Annotated in this window: 15 protein-coding genes; 9 read left to right on the forward strand and 6 right to left on the reverse strand. The window is 45.0% G+C overall.

Annotated elements, in window-relative coordinates; all coding sequences use genetic code 11:
* Positions 1-151: 151 nt before the first annotated feature.
* Together cspE and AACS00_RS10570 are read left to right on the forward strand one after the other, a co-directional pair.
* The gene (gene cspE, locus AACS00_RS10565; RefSeq protein WP_072670658.1) at positions 152-364 is read left to right on the forward strand and encodes a transcription antiterminator/RNA stability regulator CspE; all 213 of its coding nucleotides are present in this window, start codon (positions 152-154) and stop codon (positions 362-364) included.
* Between the two features lie 383 nt (positions 365-747).
* On the forward strand, positions 748-2,487 hold the full coding sequence (locus AACS00_RS10570) for a formate--tetrahydrofolate ligase (protein WP_110167374.1): 1,740 nt from the start codon (positions 748-750) through the stop codon (positions 2,485-2,487).
* A gap of 133 nt (positions 2,488-2,620) precedes the next feature.
* Here AACS00_RS10570 and folE read toward each other — a convergent pair whose 3' ends face one another.
* Positions 2,621-3,274, reverse strand: coding sequence for a GTP cyclohydrolase I FolE (gene folE / locus AACS00_RS10575; protein ID WP_004396634.1), 654 nt, complete (start codon positions 3,272-3,274; stop codon positions 2,621-2,623).
* Positions 3,275-3,424: 150 nt separating this feature from the next.
* Here folE and moeA point away from each other — a divergent pair, with 150 nt between their 5' ends.
* The 3 genes from moeA to AACS00_RS10590 all read left to right on the forward strand — a co-directional run bounded on the left by moeA (position 3,425) and on the right by AACS00_RS10590 (position 6,331).
* Positions 3,425-4,660, forward strand: a complete 1,236-nt coding sequence (moeA, locus tag AACS00_RS10580; protein WP_110167375.1) for a molybdopterin molybdotransferase MoeA — start codon at positions 3,425-3,427, stop codon at positions 4,658-4,660.
* Between the two features lie 8 nt (positions 4,661-4,668).
* Positions 4,669-5,421 (forward strand): molybdopterin-synthase adenylyltransferase MoeB, encoded by a 753-nt coding sequence (gene moeB, locus AACS00_RS10585; protein WP_072670661.1) that lies wholly within the window; start codon positions 4,669-4,671, stop codon positions 5,419-5,421.
* Between the two features lie 79 nt (positions 5,422-5,500).
* A complete protein-coding gene (locus tag AACS00_RS10590; protein ID WP_110167376.1) occupies positions 5,501-6,331 on the forward strand; it encodes a sulfurtransferase in 831 nt (276 codons plus the stop codon).
* A 40-nt stretch (positions 6,332-6,371) separates the two neighbouring features.
* On the opposite strand, the gene AACS00_RS10595 is transcribed toward AACS00_RS10590, so the two are convergent.
* Positions 6,372-7,361 carry a sugar-binding transcriptional regulator gene (locus tag AACS00_RS10595; protein ID WP_072670663.1) on the reverse strand — a complete coding sequence of 330 codons (990 nt, stop codon included), beginning with the start codon at positions 7,359-7,361 and terminating at the stop codon, positions 6,372-6,374.
* 487 nt (positions 7,362-7,848) lie between these two features.
* On the opposite strand from AACS00_RS10595, the gene tal reads away from it, so the two are divergent.
* Positions 7,849-8,799 carry a transaldolase gene (gene tal, locus AACS00_RS10600; RefSeq protein ID WP_110167508.1) on the forward strand — a complete coding sequence of 317 codons (951 nt, stop codon included), beginning with the start codon at positions 7,849-7,851 and terminating at the stop codon, positions 8,797-8,799.
* A 78-nt stretch (positions 8,800-8,877) separates the two neighbouring features.
* The gene (gene tkt, locus AACS00_RS10605) at positions 8,878-10,869 is read left to right on the forward strand and encodes a transketolase (RefSeq protein WP_110167377.1); all 1,992 of its coding nucleotides are present in this window, start codon (positions 8,878-8,880) and stop codon (positions 10,867-10,869) included.
* Positions 10,870-10,932: 63 nt separating this feature from the next.
* On the opposite strand, the gene AACS00_RS10610 is transcribed toward tkt, so the two are convergent.
* The 3 genes from AACS00_RS10610 to AACS00_RS10620 form a co-directional block, all read right to left on the reverse strand.
* Positions 10,933-12,135, reverse strand: a complete 1,203-nt coding sequence (locus AACS00_RS10610) for a nucleoside phosphatase (RefSeq protein ID WP_110167378.1) — start codon at positions 12,133-12,135, stop codon at positions 10,933-10,935.
* A 3-nt stretch (positions 12,136-12,138) separates the two neighbouring features.
* The gene (locus tag AACS00_RS10615; RefSeq protein ID WP_110167379.1) at positions 12,139-13,698 is read right to left on the reverse strand and encodes a methyl-accepting chemotaxis protein; all 1,560 of its coding nucleotides are present in this window, start codon (positions 13,696-13,698) and stop codon (positions 12,139-12,141) included.
* A gap of 167 nt (positions 13,699-13,865) precedes the next feature.
* The gene (locus AACS00_RS10620) at positions 13,866-14,492 is read right to left on the reverse strand and encodes an OmpA family protein (RefSeq protein WP_004396643.1); all 627 of its coding nucleotides are present in this window, start codon (positions 14,490-14,492) and stop codon (positions 13,866-13,868) included.
* 152 nt (positions 14,493-14,644) lie between these two features.
* Between AACS00_RS10620 and AACS00_RS10625 the strand changes: the two genes are divergently transcribed.
* Together AACS00_RS10625 and AACS00_RS10630 are read left to right on the forward strand one after the other, a co-directional pair.
* The gene (locus AACS00_RS10625) at positions 14,645-15,271 is read left to right on the forward strand and encodes a thiol:disulfide interchange protein DsbA/DsbL (protein WP_110167509.1); all 627 of its coding nucleotides are present in this window, start codon (positions 14,645-14,647) and stop codon (positions 15,269-15,271) included.
* Between the two features lie 15 nt (positions 15,272-15,286).
* A complete protein-coding gene (locus AACS00_RS10630; RefSeq protein WP_110167380.1) occupies positions 15,287-15,757 on the forward strand; it encodes an FKBP-type peptidyl-prolyl cis-trans isomerase in 471 nt (156 codons plus the stop codon).
* A gap of 105 nt (positions 15,758-15,862) precedes the next feature.
* Here AACS00_RS10630 and AACS00_RS10635 read toward each other — a convergent pair whose 3' ends face one another.
* Complete coding sequence (locus AACS00_RS10635) at positions 15,863-16,483, reverse strand: beta-phosphoglucomutase family hydrolase (protein ID WP_110167381.1); 621 nt, start codon at positions 16,481-16,483, stop codon at positions 15,863-15,865.
* Positions 16,484-16,634: the final 151 nt, after the last annotated feature.

A 16,634-nucleotide genomic window follows, 5' to 3' on the forward strand; every position in this document is an offset into this window, starting at 1 on the left:
TTGTTAATGTAAATTCAGTATAAGTTTTGTTTTATACAAGTCGCGAAACCTTTCGTTAAACCTGTGTCAACTTCACCTAGATAGATCATTCAATAGCTTGCGTTATCAGCCAAAATTCATTCTATTAAATTTAAGATATTTAGAGGTAACTATGTCTGGTAAAATGACAGGTACAGTAAAATGGTTCAACGAAACTAAAGGTTTCGGTTTCATTTCTCAAGACAACGGCGGTAAAGATGTGTTTGTTCACTTCAACTCTATTGTCTCTGAGGGCTTCAAAACATTAGCTGAAGGTCAAAAAGTAAGCTTTAATGTTGAAGAAGGCAAAAAAGGCCCACAAGCGACTGAAGTCACGCCTTTATAAGCCAAATTTCAAAACGCAGTGCTTAGCACTGCGTTTTACTTCACTCCCCTGCACTCTCGTTCATTCTTCGCTTATTGCAGTCACACTTTATTCGGAAATCTATGTCTAGAAGATCGACCAGACAACGTCAATGGTACAAACTATCTTGCAAAAAAGATGCTTTTCGTACCAATAAATAACTCTTCTCACCGTATCTATAATCTATCACTCTACTGAGCCATAATACTTCCAATTTGTCTGCTGAGATCATTAATCCGTCAGCATGTAACGGAAGGCTGAGATGTCTCTTTTTACTATCAATCTCCTTTACAAGCATTTTTTACACGTTACTATCGCAGCAAAATGGTGTTCTTCACCCTATTTAGCCTTACTACGAGGGTTTTATGCTGTCAGATAGTGAGATTTGCCGTACAACTCCCCTACAACATATTGAGCGCATCGCTAAAAAAGCGGGCTTATTGGCTGATGAATTTCACGGCCAAGGCACTTATAAAGCCAAAGTTTCCTTACACTGCTTACAACGCCTTAAAAATGTTTCTTCAGGGAAATTGATCTTAGTTACGGCCATTACTCCTACGCCACTTGGCGAAGGTAAAACGGTGAGCACGATAGGCTTAGCGCAAGGCCTTGCGCACTTAAACCAATCCGTTATCGCTTGTATCCGTCAACCCTCCATGGGACCAGTTTTTGGTGTCAAAGGCGGAGCAGCAGGTGGTGGCTATTCACAAGTTGCACCGATGGAAGAGCTCAACTTACATCTTACCGGTGATATTCATGCCGTCACTTCGGCGCATAACTTAGCCGCAGCAGCGATTGATGCCCGCCTATACCACGAAACTCGTCTCGGTTACCAAAATTTCTCCATACAGACAGGGTTACCTGCACTGCGAATCGATCCTAAACGTATTGTTTGGAAACGAGTGGTCGATCATAACGATCGCGCTCTGCGTTACATCACTGTCGGCCGTAATCCTGAAGGCCAAACAGCGAACGGCATTGAACGAGAAGACGGTTTTGATATTTCAGCCGCTTCTGAATTGATGGCGGTTTTAGCTTTGGCAAAAAACTTAGCCGATTTACGTCGCCGACTTGGTCAGATTATTCTCGCTTATGACCTCGATGGACAAGCGATCACCACCGAAGATCTCAAGGTCGCGGGAGCCATGGCGGTTTGTATGAAAGACGCGATAATGCCAACGTTAATGCAAACCTTGGAGGGCGTTCCAACCCTCATTCACGCGGGTCCTTTTGCCAACATTGCCCATGGTAACTCATCGATTATTGCTGATGAGATTGCCAGTAAACTAGCAGATTACACCGTGACAGAGGCTGGTTTTGGCTCTGATATGGGCTTTGAAAAAGCGTGTAATATTAAAGCCAATGTAGCTAATAGAGCCCCAGATTGTGCGGTTATCGTCGCAACTTTACGTGGAATTAAAGCCAATTCAGGGCTATTTGATCTAAAGCAAATAGACAGTCAGTTACTTTTTCAGCCCGACGACGCGGCACTGACCGCCGGCTTCACCAACTTACAATGGCATATTGATAATGTGAATCGCTATGGTATTCGAGCCGTGGTGGCCATCAATCGTTTTCCACAAGATAGCGAAGAAGAGCTTCAGCAACTACTTAGTTTGATTAAACGTCTACCTAATGATGTCAAAGTCGCCGTTTCAGATGCCTTTTCTCAAGGAGGGTATGGCGCACTAGACCTTGCCCAGCAAGTCATCGCTCAATGCCAAAAAGCCACACATTTTAAACCTCTTTATCAAGCGCAAGATTCACTGCTCAATAAGCTCACTGCGGTTGCGAAAAGTTATGGCGCAACGACCATCGAGCTCAGTGCACTGGCTAAGCAACAACTGGCCGAATTAGAAACACTACCTTATCAGCATTTCTCCGTTTGTTTGGCTAAAAACCCGATGTCTCTCACCGGAGATCCCGCTATTAAGGGTGTACCTAAAGCCTTTACTCTCACCATTAGAGAGTTAAAACCATGTGCTGGTGCAGAATTCATTTATGCCCTATGTGACAACGTGCTTACCATGCCCGGACTTCCAGCAAAACCCAGTTTTATGGCGATTGATCTCGATGATGATGGCAACATCACTGGTTTGAGTTAACCGCTCTAAATTAACCCATTCTAAGTTAACCATGGTGGTGACTTATTGAAGAAAAAAGCCCTAACGGATTTAATGCTAGGGCTTTTTTCTTCATTACTTTTTCTTCATTAATAAAGCAAACAAATATTTAGTCTTAACGTAATCCGTGCAAAAACTCGGCGCGGGTGGCTGGGTTAGATTTAAAAATCCCCCCTAAAGCCGTCGTGGTGGTTACGCTTGTCGCATCCATAACACCTCGAGACTTTACACAATAGTGAGTAGCGTCAATCGTTACCGCGACATCGTCCGACTCAAGTAAGGTCTGCAACGCAACTAGAATCTGTTGCGTTAAACGCTCTTGCACCTGAGGGCGCTGAGCAAAAAAACGTACAATGCGATTAATTTTTGATAAGCCGATGATTTTACCACGTGGAATATAAGCCACCGCAGCTTTACCATCGATGGTCACTAAATGATGCTCACAGGTACTGGTCACGGTAATATCTTTAACGCGTACCATTTCACTGACTTTCATTTTATTTTCAATGACGGTGATTTTTGGGAAGTTTTTATAATCAAGCCCAGAGAAAATCTCATCAACATACATTTTGGCAATGCGATGTGGTGTCTCTTGTAGACTGTCATCTGCTAAATCTAAACCCAGAAGAGTTAAGACTTCACGCATATGAAATTCAATTTGCGCTTTTTTCTCTTCACGGCTAATTGCATTGGGTTGCATTGGCGTTTCCTGACCGCGGCTCTCTAACGCTGCCTTCACTAACTGGGCGGATTCGCTCAAAATTGACATTTCCCCTACCTCTTCATTACCCCTCTCGAATGGCAGACAAGAATACTCGGATTTTTGAATAATTACATCCCTATTTTATGGACGGACATTATTGTCACGCCCTTTCTGTGTTAAAGTACCAACAAAAATAACCACCATAGGATCACCAATATGGGCTGTTGTGATGCGCCGGGCTTAATGCCGATTGAAGATGCGCTGCATTCCATGCTTTCTCGTATTATCCCAGTGAATCAAACACAGCAACTACCGCTTGCTGAAGCTCTGGGATTTGTCTTAGCCGAAGATATTCTCTCTCCGATCCCTGTACCTCCTTTTGATAACTCAGCGATGGATGGCTATGCCGTCAGACGCGCTGATATCGTCCATAATCAGCCCTTGCCGGTCGTAGGAAAGTCGTTTGCTGGTCAGCCATATGCTGGGGAGTGGCCACCGATGACCTGCATTAGAATTATGACTGGCGCACAAATTCCAATCGGTTGCGATGCGGTGATCATGCAAGAGCAAGCGCAAGTCACTGAGCAAGGTATTCGATTTGCTGTGACCCATGTTCAACCAAATACCAACATTCGTCCGATGGGCGATGATATCGGACACAATGATCTGGTCTTGCGCAAAGGTGCACGTTTAACCGTTCGTGATATCCCAATGATCGCGACTTTAGGTATTGGTCATGTGAGCGTATTACGTAAACCTAAAGTCGCCTTTTTCTCTACCGGAGATGAACTAAAACCACTCGGTGAGGCGCTCTCTGAAGGGCAGATTTACGATAGCAATCGCTATGGTATCAAACCGTTGCTTGAAAATTTTGGCTGTGAGGCTATCGATCTGGGGATCATCCCTGATTGCCCAGAGACATTAAAAGCGACTTTTCATCAAGCGCAACAGCTTGCGGATGTCGTCGTCACATCTGGTGGCGTCAGTGTCGGCGAAGCTGATTACACCAAAGATATTCTTGCCGAACTTGGCGAAATTGGTTTTTGGAAGCTCGCGATAAAACCAGGTAAACCTTTTGCTTTTGGTCGATTGGAAAACGCTTGGTTTTGTGGTTTACCGGGAAACCCTGTATCGGCGATGCTGACCTTGTATGTTCTGGTGCAGCCTATGCTGGCCAAACTGGCAGGACACAGCGAATGGCAAGCGCCTCAGTCTATTCCTGCTCGAACTAAAAGTCCCTTCAAAAAATCGCCAGGTCGCACCGATTATCAGCGTGGTATTTATCACCTTGAAAATGGGCAGTTTGTCGTAGAGAGCACTGGTAATCAGAGTTCTGGCGCTTTTCGTTCAATGAGCCTTGCCAATTGTTTTGTGGTATTAGAGCAGGACCGCGGGCGAGTAGAAGCTGGTGAAATCGTGAATATTCAGTTGTTTAATGCCTGTTTATCTTAAGGAACACCATGGATATTTTATCTGACCAAGAGATGCTGCGTTATAATCGGCAAATCATCCTTAACCAGTTTGATTTTGAAGGACAAGAGGCGCTTAAACAAAGCTCTGTATTAATTTTAGGTGCTGGTGGTTTAGGATGCGCGTCCAGTCAATATCTTGCAACAGCAGGTGTCGGTACAATAACCTTAATTGATGATGACTGCGTTGAACTATCGAATTTACAGCGCCAAGTGTTACATAGTGATACCGATGTCGGGCGTAAAAAAGTCGATTCGGCTGCAGAATCATTGCGCCAACTCAATCCTTATCTAACCGTCAATACGGTGGATCAACGTTTGACTGACGCGCCGTTAAAACGCTTAATCGAACAACATACTGTAGTGGTCGATGCTTCGGATAATGTCGAGGCGCGTAATCAATTGAATCGACTCTGCTTTGCAACGAAAACGCCGTTAATATCTGGCGCGGCGATTCGTATGGAAGGCCAAGTCTGTGTATTTCGATATCAGCATCCTGATGAACCTTGCTACCAATGCTTGAGCGCTCTTTTTGGCCACCACGTACTCACTTGCGTTGAAGCGGGAGTAATGGCACCTGTCGTCGGTATTATTGGCGCGGTCCAAGCCATGGAAACAATCAAAATCATCGCCGATTATGGACACACCAAACTGGGTAAGCTTTTAATCTTGGATGCCTTATCAATGACCTGGCGTGAGATGACTTTACCTAAACAGGCCAGTTGCCCAATTTGCCACACCTGAAGGATAACGACGTGAAAAACGCGGTATTTTTATTGCGCCGCATGATCACTACTCCCTCTTATTATAAGGAATAAGCCGCATGTCCCCACTGATTACTCCAACTTGGCTCTATGAACATTTAAGCTTACCTCAGTTAGTCATTTTGGATTGCAGCATTGAATTTCAGATTCCGAGCGAAGGTGAAAAAGATTGGCAAAACAAAATCCCCGGCTCACGTCGATTTGATTACGACCATGAGTTTTGTGACATTGATAGTGCGTTGCCACACATGATGCCTGCCCAAGCGCGTTTTAACCATCTCGCACAACAATTGGGCATCAACCAAGATTCAGTGATTGTCGTCTACGACAACAGTGGGACGTTTGCTTCTCCTCGCGCTTGGTGGATGTTCCGTGCTTTCGGTCATCAGCAAGTCTATGTTCTCAATGGTGGATTACCGGCATGGAAAAAGGAAGGCTATCCTTTGACTCAAGCGTACTTAACGACCGTACAGAATGGTGATTTTACTGGTGAGCTTGATCCACGTTACTTTGTTGATGCTAACTACGTATTGAGCAAACTCAACGATCCGGCCAGCCTTACCATCGATGCACGCTCAGCAGAACGTTTTCTGGCTCAGATTCCTGAACCTCGCCCAGGCATACGAAGTGGTCATATCCCGCGTTCATGCAATCTGCCCTTTACTCACTTGGTGAATGGTGGCGAGCTAAAACCAATCGACGAATTAAGTTCTATTCTCGCCGATAACCTCTCGGCTGCTGATGAGTATCTGTTTAGCTGCGGATCAGGCGTGACGGCGTGTATTGTTCTTCTCGCCGCTTATCTTTGTGGTTATCAAAACCTCGCCATTTACGACGGTTCATGGACAGAGTGGGGACAACGCGATGAGCTACCTATCGAGCCATCCTGATCGCGTGATTGCTATTGACGGATGGCACTGCGTTAATCATCTACTGTACGTTGCGCATCTGTTCATCGAGGTTTAATACCGTCAGAGCATTACTGACGCTAGTGGCAATAACATCTATCGCTCCGGTGCGTAATGCTCCCAGCAGCGCAAGCGGCTTACTGTTTTCGGCCGCAATGGCAATCACTTCAGATATGGGCCGAAACTCGTCAATCCCCAATCCAATTACCCGATCACTCATCACGGTATTGGCGATTTGCCCATAGATATTAAAGAAATCGTAACCAGCAAAATCACCAACAACACCTTGCTGTAAGCGAGACTGAACGACTTCGTCAGGTGTAAACCAACCGAGGTCAACCATATAACTGTTTTCACTCATATCGCCAATCCCTACTAAGGCAATATCGGCTTTACGAGCTAAATCTAAGGTTTGCTTAACCGTTGCATTTTGCATAAAAGCCAATTTTTGCGCGCGATTTTCCGCATAAGCCGGAGCGTATAGCGTTTCCGATGTGCCGCCGTATTTTTTCGCCATTTGGCGACAAATATGATCGGCATTAAACATCCCCCCACGAGGATGAATACCACCAATACTGCATACAAACTTACAATCTCGTGGCGTAATGACGCCGATATGATGGGCAACTGCCGAGACATTTCGACCTTGTCCAATAGTCACAACCATGCCATTTTTTAACGTGCCGGATAGATAATTTGAAACTAAGCCCGCAACTTGTTGCCTTTGTTGCTCTTCATTCGGTTGATCCAAGGCTACTAGAGCACGTTTTATACCAAAACGTTCAATCAATCGCTGCTCAATTTTCGCACTAAAAACAGGGTGGTATTTAACGGTGATTTCGACAATACCTTCATCACGCGCCTGCTTGAGCATACGTCCAACTTTCGCTCGTGAGATAGCAAATTTTTTAGATATCTCTTCTTGGGTCGCTCCATCTTGATAATAAGCGACAGAAACTTCCGTGAGTAAGTCGGTACTTTCGACAGATATATCTTGATGCAAAGTCGTCATGATGATCTCTTTATTCTGCAAACCCATTGAAATTGAGAGCCGCAGCGAATAGGTGGATAACAAAAAACATGAGCACGCTGACAATTAACGCTTCAAACAGTAAGGAGCAGGCGCGCAAAAAAACGAACATTGAGCATATGCTCATCGTGCTAGGATAAGTGAAGTCCGCCTTCATTTGCAACATTTGTTCATGACAATGACATTTTCTCAGCATAACAAGTTTCTCTCAATCAACCCTTGTCGTGACTAGCTTAGATTAGGCAAACGTTTCTTTTTCTACCTGCGAAATAAATAACATAAAATTGTTGATTCACATCACCATAAGCCACTAACTATGATTGACTTTCTAACTGGATAAGATAAAGATGGTCACATCATTTACTCAACGAACGAGCAAATGTTCAAAGCATAAGTTCGGTCGCTGATCATAATTGCGTTAGCTTTTCTGCCATACATTGGCTTGGCCAAAAGAAATAGGATGAACGATATGAGCAACAAATTAGAGCAACTTCGTAAACTGACTACTGTGGTTGCGGATACTGGTGAAATCGATGCCATTAAAAAATACCAACCTGAAGACGCTACCACCAACCCTTCGCTGATCCTAAAAGCTGCCCAAATCGCAGAATACGCGCCGCTGATTGATGCTGCTATCGAATACGCAAAATCACAAAGTTCAGACAAAGCAAAACAAATCCAAGATACCTGCGATATGTTGGCAGTGAACATTGGTAAAGAGATCCTGAAAACGATTCCTGGACGTATCTCAACTGAAGTCGATGCTCGTCTCTCTTACGACACCGAAGGCAGTGTCGCCAAAGCTCGCCAACTGATCAAAATGTATAACGATGCTGGGATCAGTAACGATCGTATCCTGATCAAACTCGCTTCAACGTGGGAAGGTATCCGCGCAGCGGAAATTCTTGAGAAAGAAGGCATCAACTGTAACCTCACGCTGTTGTTCTCTTTCGCGCAAGCTCGTGCATGTGCTGAAGCTGGTGTCTTCCTCATCTCACCATTTGTTGGTCGAATCATGGACTGGTATAAGGCAAAAGAAGGTCGTGATTTTGCACCGCAAGAAGATCCAGGCGTCGTATCAGTAACAACCATCTACAACTATTACAAAGAGCACGGCTACAACACCGTCGTGATGGGTGCAAGCTTCCGTAATATTGGTGAAATTTTAGAGCTTGCTGGTTGCGACCGTTTAACCATTGCACCGTCACTACTGGCTGAGCTTGAAGCAGCAGAAGGCGAAGTCGTTGAAAAATTAGTCGATTCAAAAGGCACCAAAGCTCGCCCTGCACCAATGACTCACGCAGAATTCCTCTGGGAACATAACCAAGACCCAATGGCAGTTGAAAAACTGGCTGAAGGTATCCGTAACTTCGCCGTTGACCAAGGTAAACTGGAAGTCATGATTGCAGCGAAACTGTAATTCGCTCAAGAATTAAAATTTGGGGAACGATTGACGTTCCCCTTTCATTTCTAAATCTACTATTTGTCGGTAATTATTATGGAACGTAAACAACTCGCTAACGCAATTCGTGCATTAAGCATGGATGGAGTTCAACAAGCCAATTCTGGTCACCCAGGTGCACCAATGGGGATGGCGGATATCGCTGAAGTACTTTGGCGCTCACACCTAAATCACAACCCACAAAATCCACAATGGGCTGACCGCGACCGCTTCGTGCTGTCTAACGGCCATGGCTCAATGCTAATTTACTCACTGTTGCATCTAACTGGTTATGAACTGTCGATTGACGACTTGAAAAACTTCCGTCAACTGCATTCCAAAACTCCAGGCCATCCAGAATACGGCTATGCACCCGGTATTGAGACCACTACTGGTCCACTAGGCCAAGGTATCACCAATGCGGTAGGCATGGCGATGGCAGAAAAAGCACTGGCGGCTCAATTTAACAAGCCAGGACATGACATCGTTGACCACTTTACTTATGTCTTTATGGGCGACGGCTGTTTGATGGAAGGTATCTCCCATGAAGCGTGTTCGCTGGCGGGCACTCTAGGCCTTGGTAAACTGATTGCCTTTTGGGATGACAACGGTATTTCGATTGACGGCCATGTTGAAGGCTGGTTCTCAGACGATACACCAAAACGCTTTGAAGCGTACGGCTGGCATGTGATCCCAGCGGTTGACGGCCACGATGCAGACGCGATTAACGCGGCGATTGAAGCGGCCAAAGCTGACCCACGTCCAACACTCATCTGTACTAAAACCATCATTGGTTTTGGTTCACCAAACAAATCTGGCTCTCATGATTGCCACGGCGCACCACTAGGCCATGATGAAATCAAAGCGGCGCGTGAATTCCTTGGTTGGGAGCACGGTCCATTTGAAATTCCGGCTGATATTTACGCTGCGTGGGATGCAAAAGAAGCAGGCCAAGCTAAAGAAGCAGCTTGGGATGAAAAATTTGCCGCTTACGCTGCTGAGTACCCAGCAGAAGCGGCGGAATTCAAACGCCGCGTTAATGGTGACCTTCCTGCAGAATGGGAAGAGAAAGCCACTGCTATCATTGCTGAGTTACAAGCTAACCCAGCCAACATTGCGTCACGTAAAGCATCGCAAAATGCCCTTGAAGCGTTCGGTAAATTATTACCAGAATTTATGGGTGGCTCTGCTGACCTAGCGCCATCAAACCTGACCATGTGGTCTGGCTCAAAATCACTCACCGCTGAAGATTTCTCTGGCAACTATATTCATTACGGTGTGCGTGAATTCGGTATGACCGCCATCATGAATGGTATCGCATTGCACGGTGGTTTTGTCCCTTACGGCGCGACCTTCTTAATGTTTATGGAATACGCTCGTAACGCCCTGCGTATGGCAGCGCTGATGAAAGTACAAAACATTCAGGTTTACACTCATGACTCGATTGGTTTGGGTGAAGATGGCCCAACTCACCAACCGGTTGAGCAAATCGCTTCACTGCGTTTAACTCCGAATATGAGCACATGGCGTCCCTGTGACCAAGTGGAATCTGCAGTAGCATGGAAACTGGCGATTGAACGTAAAGATGCGCCATCAGCGCTGATCTTCTCACGTCAAAACCTCGCTCAGCAGCCTCGCACCGCAGCGCAAGTGGCTGATATTGCTAAAGGTGGTTATATCCTTAAAGATTGCACTGGTAAACCTGAGCTCATCTTGATTGCAACGGGTTCTGAAGTGGAGCTAGCGGTGAATGCGGCGGCTGAACTGGAAGCACAAGGTAAGCAAGTCCGCGTGGTTTCAATGCCATCAACCGATGCCTTTGATAAGCAAGATGCGGCTTACCGTGAAGCGGTATTACCTGCCGACGTGACTAAGCGTATTGCCATTGAAGCAGGCATTGCGGATTTCTGGTACAAGTACGTTGGTTTTGGCGGCAAGATCATTGGTATGACCACCTTTGGTGAATCGGCACCAGCGGATCAGTTGTTCAAGATGTTTGGTTTTACGACTGAAAATGTGGTGAAAACGGCTAAAGAACTATTGGCTTAATCGTTAACCGAAAGCTGATAAACAAAATCCCGCCCTGGCGGGATTTTGTTATTTAAAGATGAATTATAAACAGCCCGTTTTATTCCATCGACATACCGGAGGCTCAGAATTGGCTAAACAATCATTACTGCGACAGATTGCTGCTCCGAGTGGCCAATCGGCGTCTTTTTTGACTGGTGCATCATTGGGTACGCCTAATGCTTGCAGGTATTTGGGTAAATAAGCGACACGAAAACACGACGTTTCTGCTTTATGGCAAGCACCGTTATTGATACAACACTGCTGCTCATCATTCGTTTGACGATGCTTAAACGCGCCCGTTAAATACCATTCGGTTTGCCCACCTTGTTCGGTTGGGATTTGTCGATACTGTGCTTGTTGCTGATACTGATAGTTATAAGGATCTAAAATACCACCTGACTGGGTCAATTTCAGCGTCTCTTGACACGCTGATAACTGCCAGTTTTTTTGACGACTGCCTATACCATGTTGGCAACTTTCAGCAACCCCCAGTACTTTCGCCGCCTCATCTTGCCCCAAGCCTAAAAATGAGTAGCTGTATATGGGTAACTCTTGATTTCCAACTTTGACACGACGTAATGCATCATTAGGTTCGCAATCGGGGCATGGGAAAGTAATCTGGCTGGAAGCTCCGCCCATTTCTACAATACCAAATTGCGTATTTTGCACTTCATCATGTACCGCTAACCAAGCGTATAATCCCTCTTCATAGCCAGAAAGAGTTTTTGTTACCACTTCAACCGAATCTGGTAATTGCTGGCGTAACGCTTGATTCAGCGCTTGCCACATTTGTTGACTTTGTTGTGGATCATTTTGCTCAGCAATACGCATACCTGCTGTGGCATACACCATCACCGACTGCAGTTCACAGGCCGTTTGCCAGTTAAAGGCTCGCCATGCTGGCTTGCCCTTCTTATTGCGCGGTCCTTCTGTCTTTATCTGTTGTAATGTATCAGCCAACTGAGTGATCACTAATGGAATATCCTGCGCTGTTTTCCCTCTATTCTGGCGAATAGGATCAGCTAAAGCTTCCATCTTAGGTCCTTGATGAACCTTCCATTGGTCTGAACGCTGTTCATAGACATACATTCGCGTACCGCTACTGCCCGCATCATAAATAATATGGCATGGGTTCTTTTCATGCGCGAAGACGCTCGTTGCTGACAACAACGAAATAAGTAAACTGCTGCCGACTATCATGCGCTTAGACAGTAACGTCATACTTGGTTTTCTACTTTGATACATGGTTTATTTCTCTTCAAACCGTTTCGCAAGTTGATGAAAGTCATCCACTTTGTGGTTCATTTCAATGCTATATTCTTCAACTTTATGGGTTGCAGCAAGGTTTTGAGTGGCGGCAGAGGCAATCGAGTGAATATGTTGATTAACCTGATGAGTGATATCACGTTGTGATTGTGCTGCTTTCGCCATGTCAGCTACCGTATCGTGCATTTCTAGTAATAAGCTTTCAACTTGTTGTAAACGAGAAGCACTTTGCTCAGCCACCTCGCCACAAGCCTGAGTTTGCTGCTGACTTTGATGAATTTCTTTTTGCCATCCATCAATCGCTTGCAACATCGCATTAATACTCGATTGGATCTGCTCGGTGGCTTTTTGCGTTCGTCCCGATAAGGCACGGACTTCATCAGCAACGACCGCAAATCCACGTCCTTGCTCACCCGCTCGCGCTGCTTCAATCGCCGCATTCAACGCTAACAGATTGGTTTGATCAGCAATTCCGCCGATTTCTCCCATCAATTGACTCACTCGCTGAGCTTGATCGCTCAAAGCATAAGTGGTTTGAGTCGCTCTTTCTGCTTGCTCGTTGAGTTGCAATAAATTTTTCTGGGTCAGATCAATGCTCTGTTTGCTCTGAGTGCACTCTACGCGAGCTTGATCAATCAATGCATAGGAAACTTGAGTATTGTCAGAAACGGCATTCGCAGCCGCTTCAACCTCATCGGTAGCCTGCATTACTCGACGAATATCTTTTTCCTGCTGAGTTAATGCTTGTGCTACTTCGGTACTGGTTTTATGTAAGGTATTGGCCATAACTTGTAGTGGTTTCGCCGAATCCATCATCCGACCTAATACCGTTCGAATCCGAGCCGATGCCATTTTTAAATGATAATCAGCAATGGAAAACTGATGATTACCTGAATAAATCAATCGACTAATGCTGTCGTATTGTTGGCGCAGCTGAGCGAGCTGACGCGGTGTATCAATCAGCTCTTGGCGGAAAAATAATCCTAGAGAGATAACTGGGAGCACACTTGCCAAAAGCTGACTGCTCTGATCTCCCCACAAAGAGGCGGCAATCGGTGCACTCAATGAACCAAGTAATATCGCATAACGAACGGAATCCGCTATTGTCAGTGAAAATTTCCGGCCAGAGCGTTCAGCTTGACGCAGCCCTTGATAGGCTTTGTTGGCAATATCAACCCAACGGCGTTCAGGCTTGACTCGCACTGATTGATAGCCGGATATTTTTCCGTTTTCATAAATAGGCGTTACATACGCATCCACCCAGTAGTAGCCATTATCTTTGGTTTTATTTTTGACTATTCCACGCCAAGCATGGCCCTGTTTGAGACGCTTCCACATATCAGCAAATGCGGCTTTAGGCATATCATCATGGCGTACAATATTGTGATTTTGCCCTAATAGCTCTTGTTCGGTAAATCCGGCAATGCGACAAAAGGTTTCATTACAATAGGTGATCACACCTTTTAAATCGGTGGTTGAAACCAGTTGATCGTGTTGGCTAACGGGAACTTCTTTTGTTGAGGAAAACTGACGGCCTGACATAATTTCGTAACCTATGATTGGTTTTGTGGCGACTGTATACACAAAATAGAGAAATGTTTCAAAGTATTGTCTCATTTTAGTTGCACAAGCGTGAAAACTATCAATCTACGCTTAAATGAGCCGTAAAAACTATTCAGTCAGTCACATTTAACCACATCGCTCATTACTTACTGACTATCCATAATCATCAACAATTCAACACGACGATTACAAGCGCGGCCTTGAGACGTTTGATTGGTACAAGCAGGTGTATGCTCACCATAACCGCGGGTATAAATTGCGGCTAGTGATACTTGTTGTTCTAACAAAATATTCTTCACTGTGTCAGCTCGACGCATCGACAAGCCATCGTTAAATCGCTCGGTACCGGTATTATCGGTATGCCCTTCAATGACAATGTCAATCTGTGGTGTATTAGCCAAATAGCGTCCCAGTTGAGCGAGCCATTGTACTGATGCACTTGGCACTACCGCCGATCCGGTTTGAAACTGCACTGCACGTTTGAGTTTGACCATCGTATGATCGCCAGGGATAAGTTCATAATCTAAGCCATTGGCGGATAAGAAACTTTCTAAACTACTATCGGAGAGGGTTTTCATCGGTTGATGCGTAGCAGGCATAGACTCGGTTTTTGCGGCCATAAGTGAAGCAGGAGCCAAACGCCAATCGGGATAACGGACCTCAGCATCATTTTTCGGTGCTGTGTCTAATAAATTACTTTTGAACATTTTATCGGTGGCCAGAGAGCCACACCCCGATAAAAACAGTAGCAGCGATAATATGAAGACTTTCATCCGTTAGGTTCCCATTTTTTAGTATCACCTTGGTTATCGGCCGCCAGCGCAAAACTTTATGATGTATTGCTAACAATTTGCTCTTCTGCTGTTTGCCTCACAAACAGAACTGGTTAGACTGAACCCTCTTTATGATTTTAATTTGGTTGATTATGAAAAAAAATCTTATTCGCTTTTGTGGACTGATCATTAGCGTAGTGTTAATTCTCGGTTGTAGCGAGTCAACAGGCCCGAAACAAGGTGTTCATTACCAGAAATTATCTAAACCACTGAGCTCCCCTTCTCTTGCGCCGATCACCGAAGTGTTTGCACTCACTTGTACTCACTGCCGAACCATGGAAACCTTTATACCTGAGCTTGAGCAACTCACTGGACAACGTTTCGGCAAACTGCATGTTACTTTTAATCAAGGTGCTCAATTAGGTGCGATGATTTATTACAGTGCAGTGATGCAGTTGGATGGCATCCCTGATCACGATATGATGGATGACCTATTTGCTGCCGTACAAATGCCTGAAGGCACTACGCCAGCAGAGCGTAAGGCCGCCATTGATCATGTCTTTCATAGCCGACATATCATTAGCCCTTATGATTTTAATGAAATGCAGCAACAACAGCTAATGACAATGCTCGCTGATGTCGAACAGATGTCAGCACAGGCGCAAATCAATGCGGTCCCAACTTTCATCGTCAACGGTAAATACCTGCTACTGACTAGTAGTCATAGTGACCTAGCCAATATGGCAGAAACGCTGACTTATCTACTTAAACAACCGTAATAAAGTATCTGTATCATGAATAAAATATTGATTGTTCTCGTTATGTTATTAGCCGTGTTTTTTATCTATCGAAGCTGGAATAACAGTAAGATAGCTGAACAAAATCATGCGGTAGGAGAACGCTTTTTACAAGAAAACCGCCAACAACATGACGTCATTGAAACTGAAAGTGGCCTACAGTACCAACTCTTAAATGCGGGTACTGGCGAAACTCGTCCTAGCCCAACCAGCCGAGTAAAAGTGCATTATGAAGGCCGTTTTCTTGATGGCAGCGTCTTTGATAGCTCCATGCAACGCAATGAGCCAATTGTGTTTGGCTTAAATCAAGTCATCAAAGGCTGGCAAGAAGGTGTACAGTTAATGGTGGAAGGACAAAAAATGCGCTTTTTTATTCCTAGTCATTTGGCTTACGGCAAAAATGGGGCGGGTCCCATTCCTCCTGCAGCAACGTTGATTTTTGATGTTGAACTGATTGAAATCCAATAATACGGCTTAGTCAGGCATCACCGATAACAAGAGTCATTATGAATAAAACTCATCATAATGACTCTCATCTAGCTGTATCTAACAGACTGATTACCCTTTCCCATCTTAAGCGGTTACCGTTAATACTCGATTAACTGGATGGAAAACTAATCCCGCAGCGGTCACTAATACACAATCCATCCCGCCGGCATGCGCCGCTTGCATACCAAGTTCAGTATCTTCAAATACCACGCACTGTTTAGGTGTTAACTCAAGCAGTTGGCAAGCACGTAAAAATGTTTCAGGATGAGGTTTATGATGTTCCACATCCGTTGCCGTGACTAAAGCATCAAGTTTATCGAGCACCTTAACCTGAGCTAATAAGTTTTCCGCTGATCCTCTCTGACTGCCTGTGCCTATCGCGATTTTCTTTTTACCTAGCTGAGCACAAAAAATGTCATAGGTCGCAGCAATTAAACCTCCCTTATCGGCCAATTGTGCAAAGGTATGCATTTTATGGTCAGCGACCTGCTGAGCATCCAGATCTAAGTCGAACCGTCGATTGATCTCACTGACAATCTTAAAACTCGGCATTCCTCCCATACTGTGAAGCCACTGACCATAAAACGGAAAATTAAAGTGGTCCGCAGTTGCTTGCCAAGCTTGAAGATGCGCTGGCATCGTATCGATCAAAGTACCATCCATATCAAAAATCAGCCCATCATATTGGCTTAAGTTGAGTGTCATTTATCCCTCCAAGAGATCAGCAATGGTCATTTACGCTACTTGAAATACGGTAAGACAGCAAGTGAATGGTTAATCAGCGATTGAGTCCGTCGGTGTTGTTCGGATCACACTTTGTAGCAAAACCCTTTTGACTTACAAGTGTACGCTGATA

The sequence above is a fragment of the Vibrio sp. 11986-1-5 genome, from assembly GCF_963878025.1.
GTDB lineage: Bacteria > Pseudomonadota > Gammaproteobacteria > Enterobacterales > Vibrionaceae > Vibrio > Vibrio injensis.

Coding starts and splice junctions, on each gene's coding strand:
- AACS00_RS10620 (WP_004396643.1), bottom strand. CDS start 14,492: ATGAAAGTCTTCATATTATCGCTGCTACTGTTTTTATCGGGGTGTGGC.
- AACS00_RS10570 (WP_110167374.1), top strand. CDS start 748: ATGCTGTCAGATAGTGAGATTTGCCGTACAACTCCCCTACAACATATT.
- moeB (WP_072670661.1), top strand. CDS start 4,669: ATGGATATTTTATCTGACCAAGAGATGCTGCGTTATAATCGGCAAATC.
- cspE (WP_072670658.1), top strand. CDS start 152: ATGTCTGGTAAAATGACAGGTACAGTAAAATGGTTCAACGAAACTAAA.
- tal (WP_110167508.1), top strand. CDS start 7,849: ATGAGCAACAAATTAGAGCAACTTCGTAAACTGACTACTGTGGTTGCG.
- tkt (WP_110167377.1), top strand. CDS start 8,878: ATGGAACGTAAACAACTCGCTAACGCAATTCGTGCATTAAGCATGGAT.
- AACS00_RS10615 (WP_110167379.1), bottom strand. CDS start 13,698: ATGTCAGGCCGTCAGTTTTCCTCAACAAAAGAAGTTCCCGTTAGCCAA.
- folE (WP_004396634.1), bottom strand. CDS start 3,274: ATGTCAATTTTGAGCGAATCCGCCCAGTTAGTGAAGGCAGCGTTAGAG.
- AACS00_RS10590 (WP_110167376.1), top strand. CDS start 5,501: ATGTCCCCACTGATTACTCCAACTTGGCTCTATGAACATTTAAGCTTA.
- AACS00_RS10630 (WP_110167380.1), top strand. CDS start 15,287: ATGAATAAAATATTGATTGTTCTCGTTATGTTATTAGCCGTGTTTTTT.
- AACS00_RS10635 (WP_110167381.1), bottom strand. CDS start 16,483: ATGACACTCAACTTAAGCCAATATGATGGGCTGATTTTTGATATGGAT.
- AACS00_RS10595 (WP_072670663.1), bottom strand. CDS start 7,361: ATGACGACTTTGCATCAAGATATATCTGTCGAAAGTACCGACTTACTC.
- moeA (WP_110167375.1), top strand. CDS start 3,425: ATGGGCTGTTGTGATGCGCCGGGCTTAATGCCGATTGAAGATGCGCTG.
- AACS00_RS10625 (WP_110167509.1), top strand. CDS start 14,645: ATGAAAAAAAATCTTATTCGCTTTTGTGGACTGATCATTAGCGTAGTG.
- AACS00_RS10610 (WP_110167378.1), bottom strand. CDS start 12,135: ATGTATCAAAGTAGAAAACCAAGTATGACGTTACTGTCTAAGCGCATG.